General features: G+C 66.5%; 17 protein-coding genes, 1 pseudogene and 1 other annotated feature. Of the genes and pseudogenes, 8 read left to right on the top strand and 10 right to left on the bottom strand.

Features of this window, described 5'->3' with window-relative positions:
• The 5 genes and pseudogenes from CGK74_RS08050 to CGK74_RS08030 all read right to left on the bottom strand — a co-directional run.
• Positions 1–407, bottom strand: a pseudogene (locus CGK74_RS08050) (transposase); the annotation flags it as partial.
• Positions 13–129 (bottom strand) — a sequence feature (AL1L pseudoknot). It overlaps the preceding pseudogene by 117 nt.
• Positions 408–524: 117 nt before the next feature.
• A complete protein-coding gene (locus tag CGK74_RS08045) occupies positions 525–1,247 on the bottom strand; it encodes an ABC transporter ATP-binding protein (protein ID WP_094267949.1) in 723 nt (240 codons plus the stop codon).
• A 1-nt stretch (position 1,248) separates the two neighbouring features.
• A complete protein-coding gene (locus tag CGK74_RS08040) occupies positions 1,249–2,454 on the bottom strand; it encodes an ABC transporter permease (RefSeq protein WP_094267948.1) in 1,206 nt (401 codons plus the stop codon).
• Positions 2,451–3,602 (bottom strand): efflux RND transporter periplasmic adaptor subunit, encoded by a 1,152-nt coding sequence (locus tag CGK74_RS08035; RefSeq protein ID WP_094267947.1) that lies wholly within the window; start codon positions 3,600–3,602, stop codon positions 2,451–2,453. Before CGK74_RS08035 ends, CGK74_RS08040 begins: the two co-directional genes overlap by 4 nt.
• On the bottom strand, positions 3,590–4,201 hold the full coding sequence (locus tag CGK74_RS08030) for a TetR/AcrR family transcriptional regulator (protein ID WP_094267946.1): 612 nt from the start codon (positions 4,199–4,201) through the stop codon (positions 3,590–3,592). Before CGK74_RS08030 ends, CGK74_RS08035 begins: the two co-directional genes overlap by 13 nt.
• 78 nt (positions 4,202–4,279) lie before the next feature.
• On the opposite strand from CGK74_RS08030, the gene CGK74_RS08025 reads away from it, so the two are divergent.
• Positions 4,280–5,389 carry a DMT family transporter gene (locus CGK74_RS08025; RefSeq protein ID WP_276206052.1) on the top strand — a complete coding sequence of 370 codons (1,110 nt, stop codon included), beginning with the start codon at positions 4,280–4,282 and terminating at the stop codon, positions 5,387–5,389.
• A gap of 60 nt (positions 5,390–5,449) precedes the next feature.
• Here the strand turns inward: CGK74_RS08025 and CGK74_RS08020 are convergent, their stop codons facing one another.
• The 3 genes from CGK74_RS08020 to CGK74_RS08010 all read right to left on the bottom strand — a co-directional run bounded on the left by CGK74_RS08020 (position 5,450) and on the right by CGK74_RS08010 (position 7,134).
• Positions 5,450–6,370 carry a DMT family transporter gene (locus CGK74_RS08020; RefSeq protein ID WP_094267944.1) on the bottom strand — a complete coding sequence of 307 codons (921 nt, stop codon included), beginning with the start codon at positions 6,368–6,370 and terminating at the stop codon, positions 5,450–5,452.
• A gap of 61 nt (positions 6,371–6,431) precedes the next feature.
• On the bottom strand, positions 6,432–6,794 hold the full coding sequence (locus CGK74_RS08015) for a hypothetical protein (RefSeq protein WP_094267943.1): 363 nt from the start codon (positions 6,792–6,794) through the stop codon (positions 6,432–6,434).
• Between the two features lie 136 nt (positions 6,795–6,930).
• Positions 6,931–7,134: a cold-shock protein gene (locus CGK74_RS08010; protein WP_094267942.1), complete on the bottom strand. Its 204-nt coding sequence runs from the start codon at positions 7,132–7,134 to the stop codon at positions 6,931–6,933.
• 264 nt (positions 7,135–7,398) lie between these two features.
• Between CGK74_RS08010 and arsS the strand changes: the two genes are divergently transcribed.
• From arsS to CGK74_RS18935, 7 genes are all read left to right on the top strand, one after another.
• Positions 7,399–8,361: an arsenosugar biosynthesis radical SAM (seleno)protein ArsS gene (arsS, locus tag CGK74_RS08005; protein ID WP_094267941.1), complete on the top strand. Its 963-nt coding sequence runs from the start codon at positions 7,399–7,401 to the stop codon at positions 8,359–8,361.
• A gap of 20 nt (positions 8,362–8,381) precedes the next feature.
• Positions 8,382–10,526, top strand: coding sequence for an FAD-dependent oxidoreductase (locus CGK74_RS08000; RefSeq protein WP_094267940.1), 2,145 nt, complete (start codon positions 8,382–8,384; stop codon positions 10,524–10,526).
• Positions 10,527–10,605: 79 nt separating this feature from the next.
• A complete protein-coding gene (locus CGK74_RS07995) occupies positions 10,606–11,376 on the top strand; it encodes a DUF3047 domain-containing protein (protein ID WP_094267939.1) in 771 nt (256 codons plus the stop codon).
• A 3-nt stretch (positions 11,377–11,379) separates the two neighbouring features.
• Positions 11,380–12,123 carry a TIGR04283 family arsenosugar biosynthesis glycosyltransferase gene (locus tag CGK74_RS07990; RefSeq protein ID WP_240498665.1) on the top strand — a complete coding sequence of 248 codons (744 nt, stop codon included), beginning with the start codon at positions 11,380–11,382 and terminating at the stop codon, positions 12,121–12,123.
• Positions 12,120–12,776: a TIGR04282 family arsenosugar biosynthesis glycosyltransferase gene (locus CGK74_RS07985; protein ID WP_094267937.1), complete on the top strand. Its 657-nt coding sequence runs from the start codon at positions 12,120–12,122 to the stop codon at positions 12,774–12,776. The genes CGK74_RS07990 and CGK74_RS07985 overlap by 4 nt, the downstream gene beginning before the upstream one ends.
• The gene (locus CGK74_RS07980; protein WP_094267936.1) at positions 12,773–13,888 is read left to right on the top strand and encodes an FAD-dependent oxidoreductase; all 1,116 of its coding nucleotides are present in this window, start codon (positions 12,773–12,775) and stop codon (positions 13,886–13,888) included. The genes CGK74_RS07985 and CGK74_RS07980 overlap by 4 nt, the downstream gene beginning before the upstream one ends.
• Positions 13,889–13,925: 37 nt before the next feature.
• Positions 13,926–14,078 carry a hypothetical protein gene (locus CGK74_RS18935; RefSeq protein ID WP_165770056.1) on the top strand — a complete coding sequence of 51 codons (153 nt, stop codon included), beginning with the start codon at positions 13,926–13,928 and terminating at the stop codon, positions 14,076–14,078.
• A gap of 2 nt (positions 14,079–14,080) precedes the next feature.
• On the opposite strand, the gene CGK74_RS07975 is transcribed toward CGK74_RS18935, so the two are convergent.
• Both CGK74_RS07975 and CGK74_RS07970 read right to left on the bottom strand, forming a co-directional pair.
• A complete protein-coding gene (locus tag CGK74_RS07975) occupies positions 14,081–14,776 on the bottom strand; it encodes an alpha/beta hydrolase (RefSeq protein ID WP_094267935.1) in 696 nt (231 codons plus the stop codon).
• 173 nt (positions 14,777–14,949) lie between these two features.
• Positions 14,950–16,173, bottom strand: coding sequence for a ComEC/Rec2 family competence protein (locus CGK74_RS07970; RefSeq protein ID WP_094267987.1), 1,224 nt, complete (start codon positions 16,171–16,173; stop codon positions 14,950–14,952).
• Positions 16,174–16,184: the final 11 nt, after the last annotated feature.

Here is a 16,184-nt window from a genome sequence, read left to right as displayed (position 1 = left end):
CCAGTAACAGGACGGGGCCATCTGCAAAACCCGGCAGATGGGCTCGACCCCGAACCTGTGACGGTGTTGGTCGATGAAGCGCTTCAGCTCTTCAAACGGCGGTCGAGCTCCGCCTGGGCGAAAAACGCGCTCGCTGCCTTGAGGATGTCGTTGGCACGGCGCAACTCCTTGTTCTCTCGCTCCAGTTGTTTGAGGCGCTCGCGCTCACTGTTCGTCAGCCCATCGCGCTGGCCACCGTCAATCTCCTCGCGCTTGACCCAGTCATGCAGGGTCTGCGGCACGCAGCCAATCTTGGGGGCGATCGATTCAATCGCCGCCCACAGCGAGGGGTACTCGCCTCGGTGTTCCTGCACCATGCGCACAGCGCGCTCACGCACTTCCGGTGAAAACTTCGATGATTTGTTCATGGCTCCATCTTCTCAAGAGTTGGAGCCTCCTCAAAACCCGGGGCGATTCAAACCCCCGCCGTACCGTATTTCGACTCGACCTGTTTGTTGACAGGTTGCCGATGTGAATGACTGGTCTCAGGCGCTGAGACTGCGACCTTCTCCCGCCTCTTCGTGCGTCACCCCGTCGCGTATGTGATAGATCCGCTTGAAGGTCGGGATGATCTTCTCGTCATGCGTCACTACGATGATGGCGGTCTGAAATTGGGAGGCCATGTCATTCAGGATGCGGACCACCGCCATCGCTCGGGCGCTATCGAGCGGTGCCGTCGGCTCATCGGCGAGGATCACCGGCGGGCGGTTGACCAGACCGCGTGCGATCGCGACCCGCTGTTGTTCCCCGCCCGACAACTGGGACGGCATCGCCTCGGCGCGGTGCTGGATGTCGAGCGCGGTCAGTAGCGCCAATGCCTGCGCGCGCGCTGCCGCGTTGGGTATGCCGGCGAGCATCGGCAGCAAGGCGACGTTGTCCGTCACATTCAGGAAGGGAATCAGGTACGGGGCCTGGAACACGAAGCCGATCTTGTCCCGTCGAAGGGCGCGCAGGTCGCGCACCTTCCAGCCGTTGTCGAAGATTGACTCATCACCAAGCGTCATCCGTCCGGCAGTGGGGTCGATAACGGCACCAAGGCATTTCAGCAGGGTGCTCTTGCCGGAGCCAGAGGGGCCGATCAGGCCGACCACTTCGCCCGGCGCGACATGCATGTTCACACCTTTGAGCGCATCGACAGCCGTATCGCCGTGCCCGTAGCGCTTGACCAGACCTTCGATGCGGATACCTCTGCCTGCATGGATGCTCATCTCAACCCCCGATCGCTTCGGCCGGATCGACCCGTAACGCAAGCCGAATCGATACCAGGCTGGCGAGCACGCAGATGATCATCACCGCCGCAAAGCCGGCAATCGTGTCGGCGGGCACGAGCAGGACATACTTCGGAAAGAACGGTGCCGAGAAGGTGGCGGCAATCTTGCCGACCACAAAGCCGATCAGTCCGAGCGCCACCGCCTGCTGCAGGATCATCCCCGCGATCGTCCGGTTGCGCGTGCCGATGAGCTTGAGCACGGCGATCTCACGGATCTTGTCCATCGTCAGCGTGTAGATGATGAAGGCGACAATGGCCGCGCTCACGACCGCAAGGATGACGAGGAACATGCCGATCTGTCGGGCCGAGGTGGCGATCAGCTTGCCCACCAGGATGTCTTCCATCTGTGCCCGGGTATAGACGGTAAGCCGCTGCCAACGCCGGATCGAGTCCGCGACCTCGTCAGGCGCGTAGCCCGGTTCGAGGGTGACGAGTACGGCATTCACATAAGGGTTGGTACTCTGCGACGCCAGCACCGCATCGAGCAGGCCGGGCACCCCGGGACGGTTCAGTGCCGGGTTGGCCTCGGTGCGACGTCGGCTCTGCCAGATGGCGTCGTTGTCCTTCAGGAACTGCGCCTCCTGCGCGTCCTTGAGCGGTATGAACACCATCGGGTCGCCGGACGAAGACACCATGCGCCGGGTAAGGCCGACGACGGTGTATTGATTGCGCCGGATGCTGAGTCGGTCGCCTATCCGGAAGCCGGTCGCGATATCGGCCACCGCTTCGTAGTGCCCGCGCGTGATCTGCCGCCCCGCAACCAGATAGGGCGGCCAACCGGGCACCTGCCCTGGTTGCCCGGCCGTAATGCCGACAACCATCGCACGCACGTCCTGCGTGCCTTTGCGCACCTGCATGGTGAGATAGGTGATGTTGGCCGCGCGCTCGACGCCACGCAGGCCAAGCAGCCCCCGGTAGGTGTCGTCATGCACGCTGGAGGACTCCGCGTAGGGCCCGAGCGTATCTCGCTGCACCACCCAAAGATCTGCGCCGCTGTTGTCGAGTAGCGCCTTGCCATCATCGACCATGCCCCGATACACGCCTGCCATCACCAGCGTGACGCCAATCAGCAGACCCAGGCCAATCCCGGTGAAGACGAATTTCCCCCACCCGTGCAGGATGTCGCGGCTGGCAAGGCTGATCACCTTTCAGCTCCGGGCAGCGAGGGAACGACATCAATGCGGCTGTCGCGGCTGAGTGCTCGCTCGCTGTAGAGCACAATCTCATCCCCCTCCGTCAGTCCCTCCCGAACCTGAACCCGCCCGTCGAGATCCGTCGCGCCCAACTTGAGCGGCGCAAACTGCAAGCGTCCTTCCTTCACCTGCCATACGCCCACCTCACCGGCCTCGCGCCGCAGCGCTGCGTTTGGAATCACTACGGCGGCCTGCACGAGGGGCAGTGCGACCGTGACCTCTGCCAGTTCGCCTATCGGCGGAATGGGTTCGGGCGGATGCTCGAATACGACCTTGGCGAGGAGTTCCTCGGTGACGGCATCCGCTTTCGGTTCCACCCGCAACACACGCCCCGGCAACGTCTCTGCGCTGCGCGAGCGCAGGACGATATCGGCGGATAGGTCACTGGCCAGGCCGCCCGCGTTGACCTGGTCCAGACGCAGGTTGATCCAGAGGCTTGCGGGATCGATCAATTCCACCACCGCCTGTCCGGCGACGACCGTGGTGCCCGGTTCGGCCTCCCGCAGGGTCACCACGCCATCGACTGGCGCAACGAGTTTAAGGTTGTCCAGTTGGGCGACGAGGGCGGCACGCTCCGACTGCGCGCCCGCAAGTGCTTCTCGCGCCGCGATGAGTCCGGCTTCGGCAATCTCACGCTCCTGGCGCCGCGTGATCGCGAGTTCCTCGCTGGTGGCTTGCAGTGCGCTGAGCTTGTCGTAGCGCCGCGCTTGCGCCTGGGCAAAGGCTTGGCGTGCCTCGGCCTCACGGATGCCTGCCTGGGCGCGCTTCAGCGTAGCCTCTTGGGCACGGACGCGATCAGACAAATCGACTGCATCCATCTCGCCAATCAGCTGGCCCGCTCTCACCCGGTCGCCGACATGCACATCGACGCGTTTGACCCGGCCTGCCAGGGTCGGACCGATGCGATGGGTGTGGCGCGCCTCTACGGTGCCGATGCCGAACAAAGCGGGGGAGACTGTGCCCTCCTGTGCGCGCACCACCGTCACCTTGACCGGCGCCAGAGGACCTGAGCGCATCGCGACATAGGCGAACACGAGCACGAGCGGCACGATGATCGCAATCATGGCAACGGTGCGCCCCTGCAGCTTCAGTGCGCGCATGTCGAGCCCCGGATACCGGCAAGATAGATGGCGAAAACCCGTGGTGCGTTATCGCGGATCAGCCCCATGTCGCCCGCGATCAGGGACTGCATGACCAGGCCCTGGATCGTGCCGACGAAGAGCGTAGCTGCTGCATCAAGGTCAAGTTCCGGCGAGATCTCGCCCGCCGCCTTGCCCGCCTGAAGATGCACCCGGATACGCTGGCCGTAGCGCTGGAGCAAGGTCTGGGCCGCCCGTTTGGCAGGCGTGGCCTCCGCACGTTGAAGTTCGCCGAACAGCATGCGCGGAACACCGGGGTGCTCGGTCACGAAGTCAACATGCGCCTCGAACATCGCCTGCAGGGCGGCGAGGGGCGATGCGCACGCGGCGGACGCGCGATCGACGCGGGCAAGCAGGCGATCGGTGACCCACCCCATGACCGCCTCCCAGATCGCGTCCTTGGTCGGGAAGTGTCTGAACAGGGCGCCTTGCGTCAGCTTCATGTGGCTGGCGATCGCCGCAGTGGTGATGTCGCTGGGGTTTCGTTCGGCCGCCAGAGCCACCACAGCTTCGACGGTCACCTCTCGACGTGTTTCAGCTGGAAGATGCTTGGTGGGCACGGGCTATTCCTAAAAGTAAGTGAGCAATTACTATCTTAATCACAACTCAATGCTCCGGAAAGCATTTTTTGGGTTACGGTGGCTTTCGCCCACGGAAATTCGGTCATTGCTTCGACTGGGATTCTGCTTCAGCCTGTGCAGGCCATGAACAACATCTACGTCATCCGCGCGCTGCTCGCAGCGGCCTTGTTCGGTGCGAGCACTCCGTTCGCCAAGCTGCTGGTCGGTGAGATTTCGCCCTGGCTGCTCGCGGGACTCTTGTACCTCGGGAGCGGGTTGGGGTTGGCCGTTGTGCGGCTGGTGCGGGATCGGGGCTGGACGCCGTCCGGACTGGCCAACGGCGAATGGCCCTGGCTGCTCGGGGCAATCTTCTTCGGCGGGGTACTTGGCCCACTCGCGTTGATGTTCGGGCTGACACGCACCAGTGGCTCGACGGCCTCGTTGCTGCTGAACCTCGAAGCCGTGTTGACCGCCGTGATCGCGTGGGTCGTCTTCAAGGAGAGCGCAGGCCGGCGCATCGTGCTCGGCATGCTCGCCATCGTCGCGGGCGGGGTGGTCCTGTCCTGGTCGGGTGGTGACGCAGAAACCCGCGACGGGGTCGGACCGCTTGCCATCGTCGTCGCCTGCCTGTGCTGGGCCATCGACAACAATCTGACGCGGCGTGTCTCGGCCTCGGATGCGCTGTTCATCGCCGGCGCGAAAGGTGCCGTGGCGGGCTCGGTCAACGTCGTGCTGGCCTTCGCGCTCGGGGCGAGTCTGCCAGGTGGCCCGATGCTGCTCGGAACGCTGGCCGTCGGCCTGCTGGGCTACGGCATCAGCCTGGCGCTTTTCGTGCTGGCGCTGCGCGGACTGGGCGCGGCGCGCACCGGCGCCTATTTCTCGACTGCGCCCTTCATTGGTGCGGCGGTCTCGGTCGTGCTTCTGGGCGAGTCAACCTCGACGGCGTTCTGGATCGCTTTCGTCCTGATGGCTTGGGGCGTGTGGCTGCACCTCACCGAACACCATGAGCATGAACACGTACATGAGTCGATGGAGCACCGTCACCGCCATGTCCATGACGCTCACCATCAGCACGCGCATGCGTTCGCATGGACCGGCGACGAGCCCCACGAACATTGGCATCGGCACGAGGCGATGGTGCACAAACACCCGCACTTCCCCGATATCCACCACCGGCATCCCCATTGAACAAACCTGCATCGAGCAGGATCGCAGCGACCCGGCTGGTTTAAGCGGAAGCAGGGGGGCTCATCGCGATCCCCTGGAAAAAAGACGCGTCAGCGAGCCCGGCGGCGACGCGCCGAGCAGGGCGCCCAGCGATACGACGACGATGCCGATGACTGTCTTGATGCCCAGTGCTTCGTCCAGGATCAGCCAGCCGCCGACCGCGGAGAACGCGGGCACCAGCGCGAGCATCATCGACGCCTGGCAGGCGCCGATCTTCTGGTTCGCGTAGCTGTACATGCCCGCGGCCAGCAGGGCGGCGATGATGCCCTGGTACACCGCCTGCAGCCCGATCTCGCCCCAGCCGGCGTTGGCGATGTTGCCCGGCAGCCACAGCAGGTAGACCGGCATGTAGGCAAGCAGCGAAAAGCTCGCGATGCCGAGGATGCCCAGCTGCGGACGGATCTGCCAGCGTCGCATCAACAGCCCGAAAATGGCCCAGCTCAGCGCGGCAGCGAGGAAGAGTCCGTCACCGATCCATTCGTCCTGGGCCGATGCGGCAAACAGGCTCTGGAACCCGATCAGCACGAGTCCGGCGCTCGACAGCAGCAAGGCGAGCACGGTCTGGCGCGCGACGTGAAAGCCCGCCATGACGGCGACGATGACGACGGTCCAGAATGGAATGCCGCCATTCACGAACACGCCTGCGTGTGCGCTCGGCGCGAAAGCAAAACCCGAATACACCAGCAGGCCGTAGCCCAGTCCGCCCACCAGGGCCAGCACCGCGTGACGCGGCCACTCCCGCGGCGGTACGAGCTTGAGGAAGAAGGGCAGCGCAAGGGTGCCCGACACGCCATAGCGCATCGCGGCGAGATCGAAAGGCGTGAAGGTCGCCGTGCTGCCGAAGCGCGACACGATGTTGAAGCCCGACCAGCAGATGACCACGACCAGCGCGGCCAGCAGGCCTTTGGTCGTGTCGGAAAGTGCGATGAAATGGCTGCGCAAATCGACCTCTCGTTCTGGAAGTGGGAAGGAGGTGGGTGATTCTCTCGCAGACAGCGCTTGCTTACTCGATCGGCGCGAAACCGTAGTAGGAGCCGTAGGCGGAGGGGCTGGGCGCGTAGGCGGCGACCTTGATTGCGTCGGCCACGCTCACCGTGTCGGTGAATCCATCAATGCCGCGCTCGTCCTGCATCCATCGTGCCTCGACTTCCTGCTCCGTCATCCCGTCGAGCTGGAGATTCTCGTCGAGACGCGCCGATCGATATTCGAAGGCGGTGTCGTGGGCGATGAAGAGCGTGTGCGAGCAGGCGGTGATGCGGGTCTCGTCGACCGGGTCGGCGCCCATGACGCGCACGCCACAGAAGGGGCAATGGACCGGCGTGTAGTAGACGGTCTTGAGTTCGGTTCGCTGTATGAGCTGGGACATCGGGCTTTCCTTGTTCGATGGGCGTGAGCGGGCAGGACGCCGCTCCGGAGGTGTTCCGGGGGCCGGAAAGCAAAAGGCCCGACGTCTGTCGGGCCTTTGGACGACCTGCGCCGAAAGCGCGAGGCCGCAGTGCAGCTTAGGCGGCGCGGATGTTGGACGCCTGCAGACCCTTGGGGCCGTTCGTCACGTCGAAGGTCACGCGCTGGCCTTCGGTGAGGGTCTTGAAGCCCTGGCCCTGGATGGCCGAGAAATGGGCGAAAAGGTCATCGCCACCGGCTTCCGGCGTGATGAAGCCAAAACCCTTGGAATCGTTGAACCACTTGACGGTACCTGCTGCCATGTCTTGAATCTCCTGAAAATGGGGAAAGCCCCCTGAGTGGGGCGAGTATCAAGACAGCGAGGTATGACTTGGGGGAATACGACCGAAAGAATCGGAGAAACCAACAAACAAACTGCACGACTTGAATATCGCTGCGGCGCAGTATGCGCGAAAGTTGGCAGCAGGGATAGCGATATCTTCGTTCGGGCGTCCCGACCGGCAAATATTGTTGTAAGGATTTGCCTGCTTCGCCGACTAAGGAAGAAACCGACCAGGAGCAATGCAATGCGCGATACCTTCCCCCTGTTGGTCAAGACCGACTTCCCCGCGCTCACGCGCGGCCGTCTCGAAGTACTGCAGGCAAACCTCGGCTATCGCTGCAACCAGGCCTGTCTGCACTGCCACGTGGCGGCCAGCCCGCGCCGCACCGAGGAAATGAGCTGGGACACGATGGCGCTGCTGCTCGAGGTCGCCCGCCGACATCGGGTGCGCACGCTGGACCTCACCGGCGGCGCGCCGGAGATGAATCCCAACTTCCGGCGGCTCGTGACCGAAGCGCGGGCGATGGGGCTTCATGTCATCGACCGCTGCAATCTCACCATCCTGGGCGAGCCGGGCTATGAATGGCTGGCTGACTTTCTGGCCGCACAGCGGGTCGAGGTCATTGCCTCGTTGCCGTGCTACCTGGAGGACAACGTCGATGCCCAACGGGGCGAGGGCGTGTTCCGGCAAAGCGTGGAGGGCTTGCGCAGGCTCAACGCGCTCGGTTATGGCCAGGCGGACTCAGAGCTTGTGCTGAACCTGGTCTACAACCCGCTCGGCCCCAGCCTGCCGCCCGACCAGCATGGACTGGAGCAGGCGTACAAGCGCGAGCTGGCGGCACGCTACGGCATCGTCTTCAATCAGCTCTTCGCGCTCGCCAACATGCCCATCCAGCGCTTCGGCAGTCAGCTCGTTTCGCGCGGGCAGTTCGAGGACTACATGGCCTTGCTCAAGGGCGCTCACCGGCTGGAGAACCTGGGCGGGGTGATGTGCCGGGCGCTGGTGTCGGTCAGCTGGCAGGGGCAGGTGCACGACTGTGACTTCAATCAGATGCTCGGGCTGCCGCTCGGCGCCCGGTCACAGGTCACGCGTCTGTCGGATCTTCTGGGTGATGGCCTGGAGGACGGAGAAATCCGGGTTGGCGAGCATTGCTATGGCTGCACCGCCGGGCAGGGGAGCAGTTGTGGCGGCGCGCTCGAGCATTGAGCGCATTGGCAGGCATCCGGATGAATCCGCGCAAACTCACCGTCCTCGTAGTCCTCGCCGCCGCGATCGGCAGCTTCTTCCTGTTCGATCTCGGCCAGTACCTCAACCTGCAGACGCTCAAGGCGCAGCAGGCCGCCATCGCGGATTATCGTGACCACAACCCGGTCTCGAGTGTCGCCCTCTACTTCGTCATCTATGTGCTCGTCACGGCATTGTCGGTACCCGGCGCGGCCTTGCTGACGCTGGCAGGTGGCGCCGTCTTCGGGGTGCTGTGGGGGACCGTGATCGTCTCCTTCGCGTCGACCCTGGGCGCCACCGCGGCTTTTCTCATCGCGCGCTTCCTGCTGCGTGACTGGGTCGGGCAGCGCTTCGGCCGGCGCCTGGCGGCCATCGACGAGGGCATCAAGCGCGAGGGTGCGTTCTACCTGTTCACGCTGCGCCTGGTGCCGGTGTTTCCCTTCTTCCTGGTCAATCTGCTGCTGGGCCTGACGGCGATGCGCACCTGGACCTTCTTCTGGGTGAGCCAGCTCGGCATGCTCGCGGGCACCGTGGCGTATGTGAATGCTGGCACCCAGCTCGCACGCATCGACAGCCTGGGCGGCATCCTGTCGCCCGCCTTGCTCGGCTCGTTCGCCATCCTCGGCGTGTTCCCGCTGCTTGCGCGGCGCGTGGTGGAGCGCATCCGCCGCAACCGGGTCAATGCGCGCTGGCCCCGGCCGAGGCGGTTCGACCGCAACCTGGTGGTGATCGGCGGTGGCAGCGCAGGTCTGGTCACGTCATACATCGCCGCGGCCGTCAGGGCCAAGGTGACGCTGGTCGAGCGCCACAAGCTGGGCGGCGACTGCCTCAACACCGGCTGCGTGCCGTCGAAGGCGCTGATCCGCTCGGCGAAGTTCCTGTCGCACGTCTCCCGCGCGTCCGAGTTCGGCATTGCCGCGGCCGATGCGCGTTTCGACTTCGCCGAAGTCATGGAACGCGTGCAGCGCGTCATCGCCCAGGTCGAGCCGCACGACTCGGCCGAGCGCTACACCGGGCTGGGGGTCGATGTTGTGCAGGGCGCCGCGCGCATCGTGTCGCCGTGGGAAGTCGAGATCGACACCGCCGACGGCGAGCGCCGACGCCTTACGACGCGCGCCATCGTCATCGCCACCGGCGCGCGACCGACGGTGCCCGAACTGCCGGGCATCGAGGACATGGGCTATCTCACCTCCGACACCGTCTGGTCGCTGCGCGCGCTGCCGCGCCGCCTGCTGGTGCTGGGCGGCGGACCGATCGGCTGCGAGCTGGCACAGGCCTTCGCCCGCTTCGGCGCCCAGGTCATTCAGGTCGAGCGCGGGCCGCGCCTGCTGTCGCGCGAGGACGCGGACGTGTCCGAGCTGGTGATGCAGCGCTTTCGCCACGAGGGCATCGACCTGCGCCTTCAGCACCAGGCCAAGGCCTTCATCAAGGACCGCGAACAGAAGATCCTGATCGCCGAGCATGCGGGCGAGGAGGTGCGCATTGCCTTCGACACCGTGCTGATCGCGCTCGGGCGCAGCGCCAATCTGACGGGCTACGGGCTGGAGGAACTCGGCGTGCGCTGCGGACGCACGATCGAGACGAATGCGCTGCTGCAGACCAACTACCCGAGCATCTACGCTGCGGGCGACGTGGCCGGACCTTACCAGTTCACCCACACCGCAGCGCATCAGGCCTGGTATGCCGCGGTCAACGCGCTGTTCGACCCGATCAAGACCTTCAGGGCGGACTACCGTGTCATCCCCTGGGCCACCTTCATCGAGCCCGAGGTTGCCCGCGTCGGGCTTAACGAGCAGGAGGCCCGCGAACAGGGCATCGCTTACGAGCTCTCCACCTTCGGCATCGACGACCTCGACCGCGCCATCGCCGACAGCGAGGCGCACGGCTTCATCAAGGTGCTGACGGTGCCGGGCAGGGACCGCATCCTGGGGGTGACCATCGTCGGCGAGCACGCGGGCGACCTCATCGCCGAGTACGTGCTGGCGATGAAGCAGGGCATCGGGCTGAACCGCATCCTCGGCACCATCCATATCTATCCGACCCTGGCCGAAGCCAATAAGTACGTCGCCGGCAACTGGAAGCGGGCACACGCACCCGAGCGCCTGCTGCAATGGGTGGAACGCTTCCACACCTGGCGTCGCGGATAGGCATCAAGGCTCAGGCGCCGTTCGACCCCAAGGCACGCAAGAAAATGATCCTCCTGCACACCCGGATCGAGGCCATCCTATGAACCCGCGTCGTCACGTCTCCTGGGCCACCGGCCTGCTGCTCCTGCTGCTCGCCCCTGGCGCGCTGTCCGCCACGGTCTGGGTGGGGCGCTTTGAGGGAGAAGGGCGTCCACCCGACCCCTGGCGCATCCAGCAACTCGACGAGCGCATTCCGCCCACTCGATACACGCTACGCGAGTGGGATGGCGTGCCTGCCGTCGAGGCGCAGGCCGAGCGCAGCATGGCGCTGCTCGGCCGTCCGATCGAGGTGGACCTAGCGGCAACGCCGCACCTGTGCTGGCTGTGGCGGGTCGATGCGCCAGTGGCAAACGCCGACATGACGCGCAAGGCCGGTGACGATTACGCGGCGCGCGTGTACCTGACCTTCGACGTCGCGCCCGAGGCACTCGGCTTCGGCACCCGGACCAAGCTGGCCCTCGCGCGCTCGATCTACGGCAACCAGGTGCCCGACGCCGCACTCAATTACGTGTGGGACAACCGCCACCCGATCGGCACGCTGCGCGACAATGCCTACACCGATCGCGCGCGCATGCTCGTGCTGCGATCGGGTGCGGAGGATGCCGGGCGCTGGGTGCTGGAGCGGCGCAATGTCGCCGAGGATTTCCGGCGCGCGTTTGGCGATCTGCCGGCCAAGCTGAGCGGTCTGGCACTGGCTTCCGATACGGACAACACGGCGAGCGTGGCGCGTGCCGGCTTTGCGCAGTTCCGCTTCGTTGCCGATGCCGACGAATGCGAGATGTCGCGGGCGGGGGCCATGCATGGAGGCTGAAACGTGAGTGATCCGATGCCGGAACCGGAACGGGCGCCGAGGTCCGTGGCCGATGGCGCCGAGAGCGGATTGTCGATCGTGATGCCGGTGCTCGATGAGGCCACCGGCATCGTCGCGCGCCTGCAGTCGCTGCAGTCGCTGCGCAGGGAGGGGGTCGAACTCATCGTTGTCGACGGCGGCAGCCAGGATGACACCGTCGCACTGGCCGGGCCCCTGGCGGACCGGGTCGTGGCTACGGGTCGGGGGCGCGGGCGGCAGATGAATGCCGGTGCCGTCTGCGCCCGCGGCACAACGCTGCTTTTTCTCCATGCCGACACCGCGCTGCCCCCCGACGCAATGTCGGCGGTGCGCCATGCGCTCGCAGGCGGTGCCGCGTGGGGGCGCTTCGATGTTCGGATCGTGGATGGGCCTGCGGGCGTCGCGGTGGTCGCCTGGGCGATGAACCTGCGCTCGCGCATCACCGGCATCGCGACCGGAGACCAGGCCATGTTCTGCACACGCGAGGCCTTTTCGGCGGCGGGTGGCTTTCCCGAGATCGCGCTGATGGAGGACATCGTGCTCTCGCAGCGGCTGCGTGCGATCTCGCGTCCCGCCTGCCGGCGCCAGCGGGTGGAGACGTCCGGTCGGCGCTGGGCGCATCATGGGCTGGTGCGCACGGTGCTGACCATGTGGTGGCTGCGGCTGCGCTTCTGGCTCGGCGCCTCGCCGGATGCGCTTGCCCGCGCCTACGGATACACCCCCCGATGAACGAAATCGCCTCGACGCGCATCGAGCTGGCGATCCTCGCCAAGGCGCCGCTGCCCGGCCTGTGCAAGACCCGGCTTATTCCGCACCTCGGCGCGGCCGGTGCGGCAGCGCTGCAAGGCTGGCTGCTGCAGCACACGGTGGCCACCGCGGTGACCGCCGACATCGGGCCGGTCAGTCTGTGGTGTGCCCCTGACGAGACGCATCCCGACTTCCAGCGCTGCCGGGCTTTGGGGGACGTCCGTCTGCTGCCCCAGCCACAGGGCGATCTTGGCGCACGCATGCATGCCGCCGTTGCCGCATCGCGCACACCGGCGGGCACGCTGGTCATCGGCACCGACTGCCCGGTGCTGACGCCCGACTTGATCCGGCAGGTGGCCGATGCCCTTGACCGCCACGATGCGGTGCTGGTCCCGGCCGAGGATGGCGGCTATGTGCTGATCGCGCTGCGTCGCGCAGATCCACGGCTGTTCGAGGCCATCGACTGGAGCACGGATCGTGTCATGGCACAGACGCGCCAGCGCCTGCGCGCGCTCGGCCTCGACTGGCACGAAACAGCGCCGTTGTGGGATGTCGACCGCCCGGCGGATTTCGAGCGGCTGGCCACACGCTTTCCGGCGCTGCGCTCGGTGCTCGCCTCGTCGGGGCAGGCATGAAACGGCTCGTACTTGCAGGCGCAGGGCACGCCCACCTGCACGTGCTGCGCGCCCTCGGCGAGGCACCGTGGCCGGGCGTGGAGGTCGTCCTCGTGACACCGTATCCGCGCCAGATCTACTCCGGCATGGTGCCGGGCTGGATCGCCGGGCACTACCGTCTCGACGAATGCGTGGCCCCCGTCCTGCCGCTGGCGGGCGCGGCGGGTGTGCGCGTCGTCGGGGATGCCGTGTGCGCGCTGGATGCGAACCGGGGCCATGTCACGCTGGCGGACGGAGGCAGCATCGAATTCGACGTGTTGTCGCTCGACACCGGCGCACGTCTCGCCCTGGGCGCAGGCCTTGCGAATCATCCGGGGCTGCTGCCGGTGCGCCCGCTCGAGTCCTTCGTCGAGAAATGGACGCAGGTGCTGCCAATGCTCCTTGATGATGACAATGCACGCGTGGCGGTGATCGGCGGCGGCGCGGCGGGCGTCGAGCTTGCACTTGCGGTCGCGTACCGGCTGCGTCGTGAAACCGGCGTCACCGCGCCGCGGGTGATGCTTGCGTGTGGGGGTGGGTTGTTGCCCGGGCACGCGCCTGGCGTTGTCCGGCGGGCACGCGCGGCACTGGCAGGGCAAGGCGTCGAGCTTGTCGAGCAGCGGGTGCGGGCCGACGGATCCGCGCTGGAGACCGAGGCGGGCGTTCCGCTTGCCGCTGACTGGGTGATTGCGGCAACCGGCGTCGGCCCGCCGGACTGGCTCGCGCAGTCGGGGCTGACGCTCGCGCCGGACGCCTTCATCGCGGTCGGGCGCGGCCAGCAGAGCGTGTCGCACGCGAACGTGTTCGCCGCGGGCGATGTTGCCTCGCGCATCGATGCACCACATGCCAAGTCGGGCGTCTACGCGGTGCGTGCCGGACCGGTACTGACCGGGAACCTGCAGCGTGCGCTTGCGGGGCGTCCCCTCGAGCCCTATCGGCCGCAACGCCGCAGCCTCTACCTGCTGGCCGCGGGCCCTCGCGAGGCGATCGTCTCCTGGGGGGCATTCTCGGCGAGCGGCCGGCTCGCGTGGCGATGGAAGGACTGGATCGACCGGCGTTTCATGAGGCGGTATCAGTGCCCGGGCAAGCGGTGAGCTAGACGTCCCGGCGTGCTGGCGACCTGAGCGGTCGATGGCGGTGCAGCTTCAAGCTTCCCGCCGGAGCGAATCGGTGGCGGCGACCTCACTTGTTGTTGCCGCCTTGCTTGCTGAGGGTATCGATGTAGGACATGTCGCGTTGAACCTGCTTGGTGTTGAAAAACCGGCCTGGCAGCCGCTCATCTGACGCTAGCGCGCCTGGCTGATGACGCGCGCCAGCCATGCCCCGATATCGACGACCTCGTCCAGGCACACCGAGTGCGGCATCGAATACGTGCGCCACTCGGGCACAACGCCGACCTTGCGCACCACGTCGAGTGCGTGTTCGCCGAGCTCGAGCGAGACGACGTCATCGTCGGTGCCATGCGCTGCAAAGACCGGAATGCGGCCGTTCGGCGCGGCGAACTCGTCGAGCAGCAGGGCGGGGCTCGGAATGTAGGTCGACAGGGCGATGATGCCGGCCAGCGGCGCGGGGTGGGTGAGGCCGGTCAGGTAGGCGACGGCGCCGCCCTGGGAGAAGCCGGCGAGGACGATGCGCTCGCTCGGGGTGCCCCGGGCCGCCTCGCGCGCGATCAGGTCGCGGACGATGGTGCGGGACTCGACAAGGCCGGCCTCGTCGATCTCACGGCTGCCGGGCGCGAGGGAGATGATGTCGTACCAGGCGCGCATGACGTAACCGCCGTTGCAGGTCACCGGCCTGTAGGGAGCGTGCGGGAAGATGAACCTTACCGCGGGTGATTCGGGCAGGTTCAGCTCGGGGACGATGGGTGCAAAGTCGCTGCCGTCCGCGCCCAGCCCGTGCATCCAGATCACGGTGAACTGCGGGTTCGACCCCGTCTCGATCTCGAGCGCCGGGGTGTCGGGGAGGGGGGCGAGAGTGTTCATGCCGGTCGTCAGGGTGATTGGGGAGCAAACTGTACGAGTTTTCCCCAGCGGATGGGGATACGGTTGTGAGTCGCGCTGTGGATAAGCGGCGCGAGCCCTTGCGAGCCGCGGAAACGAAAGGGCTGCTCATTCATGAGGCAGCGGGTTTGCACGGCCTGAGTGGTGACGCACTGTCAGAACGAGACCGCCTGCCCTTTCGGATGCGTGGCACGGTAGCGCCGGCTGGTCTGATCCGCCCGGTTGCTCCAGGGTTCCGTGCAGCGCGTGAGGTAGTTGAAGTGCAGCGTTGGCCGCCCCGCCCCAGCGTGGCGCTCGAGGATGAGGTCGAGCGCGCGCTTGTGCGGGTGGCGGAACAGCGCGCCGCTCGTCGACACCAGGTAATGGTTGCAGCGCAGGCGGTCGAGCAGGCTGGCGCTGAGATTGGCGACACTGCCGTGGTGCGGCAGCTTGAAGGCGTCGAGGGCGAGGCGCTTTGTCGGGTCGCCGAGCAGGGTGGCGAGCGAGCTCTCCAGCACGCCCGGCCAGGCATCGCCGGCCAGCAGCAGGCGCACTTCGGGCGAGGTCGCCGGGTATTCGAGCAGCAGGGCGATGCTGCTGCCATTGGCGGCACTGGCGTCGCCGCCGAAGGGGGCATCGCCACCCGGTTCGCCACTGCCGCGGCCGAGGGTGTCTTCCAGTTCGGCGCCGAGGTCGCTGTCGTCGTCCTCGGGCAGTTCATGGCGGCCGCTCATCGCTTCGGCCTCGTCGGCGTCGTCTTCCGCGCCGAGCACGTCGCCGAGGGGGCGCAGGCTGCGGCTGGCGGCGAGCCGGGCGCGCAAGGCGGCGACGTCGCCCGAGGCGATGCCGGCACGGTCGAGTTCCTTTTTCCAGCGGTCCTTGAGAATCAGCAGGCGTTCGTGGTCGGGCGACAGCAGGGTGAGCCGGCAGTCGCCCGGCAGCTCGACCGTGGGCAAGGCGGGTTGCAGGCGGTCGATGGCGGCCAGCGCCTGGTCGAAACCGAGGTTCCACACCGCGGTGCCGGTGCGGGCTTCGTAGTCGGCGATCAGCACGCCGAGGATTTCGCCCTGCAGCGCGCCCAGCGGCTCGCCCGCCGGGTCGGGTACGGCGTTGAGCTGGTCGCGGCCGTTGAACCAGATGCGGTCGAAGCGGCAGTGCAGGGCTTCGGCGTCGAGCAGCAGGCGGATCACGCCCTCGATGTGGTCGGCGTCGACATGCGTGATCACCAGCAGGTCGAAATGCCTTTCGCTGGCCGGCAGATGCAGGATGCGCTCGCGCAGCGCGGGATAGGTGTGGGCGGGGCCGCCGTCGATCAGGATGCGATGGACGGTAGTGCCGCTGCCGTACTCGATCCACAGGCAGTCACCGTGGGCGGCGGGAAGCATCTCGATGCGCAGCATGTTGCGGGTCT

Source organism: Thauera propionica, assembly GCF_002245655.1.
Classification (GTDB): domain Bacteria; phylum Pseudomonadota; class Gammaproteobacteria; order Burkholderiales; family Rhodocyclaceae; genus Thauera; species Thauera propionica.
Note: the sequence above shows the minus strand (reverse complement) of the source record. Positions and strands in the feature narration are given on the sequence as shown.